General features: G+C 58.1%; 1 pseudogene. It reads left to right on the top strand.

Annotation, left to right across the window (positions count from 1 at the left end):
* A pseudogene (locus tag FG154_RS21320) lies at positions 1 to 428 on the top strand (hypothetical protein); the annotation flags it as partial.
* Positions 429 to 726 lie beyond the last annotated feature (298 nt).

The raw sequence follows: 726 nt of genomic DNA, 5'->3' as shown, positions 1-726 counted from the left end.
GCAAGGCTTCGACGGCCGCGAGCGCCCTCGAGCACGCGCTGATCAACCGGTTCGGCACCCTCGGCGGGGTGACGAAGGAGTTCCTGCTTCGCAGCGACAACGGCTTGGTTTTCACCAGCCGCAAATACATGGCCTTGGTGCGCAGCTACGGCCTGAAGCAGGAGTTCATCACCCCTCACTGCCCGCAGCAAAACGGGATGGTCGAGCGCGTGATCCGGACGCTGAAGGAGCAGAACATCGGTTATGAGTTCCCATACGGCGACGCGACCCTGGAAGATGTTCTTGCCACGACGACCGTGGAGGATCCGGGGCGTGGTCGGGACGTCACCGTCAATTTTGACAGCGGCTACAGACTGATCTTCACCGGCGCCGGCACAGGCGGCATGCAATCCATTACCGATCTGGTCGACACCTTCCTCTTCTCGTGAAGCCGGGGTTCGGCGCGCGACGCGGATGGAAGGTTCCGCGGCCCGATCATTGGACCGCGTCGCCTGCATCGGCGCTCCCGACCCCTGCCCCGCCGGAGGCGCGCCTTACAGGCGGCCAAGTCACTCTCGATAATCAGCCCTTATCAAGTATAAGTAGACGTATAAATCCAACATTCAGTAGCACTCACAATCAATTATATATGATCATAAAAATTTCTATAAATTTGATTTTACATGGTTGTACTAGGCTCCAGACTTCGGTAACGGGGCCGTTCCGGTCAAGCCGTTTTGCGCATGG

It is taken from the genome of Cereibacter sediminicola (assembly GCF_007668225.1).
Taxonomy (GTDB): domain Bacteria; phylum Pseudomonadota; class Alphaproteobacteria; order Rhodobacterales; family Rhodobacteraceae; genus Cereibacter_A; species Cereibacter_A azotoformans.
The sequence above is the reverse complement of the archived record's forward strand: the minus strand, read 5'-3'. Positions and strand labels throughout refer to the sequence as shown.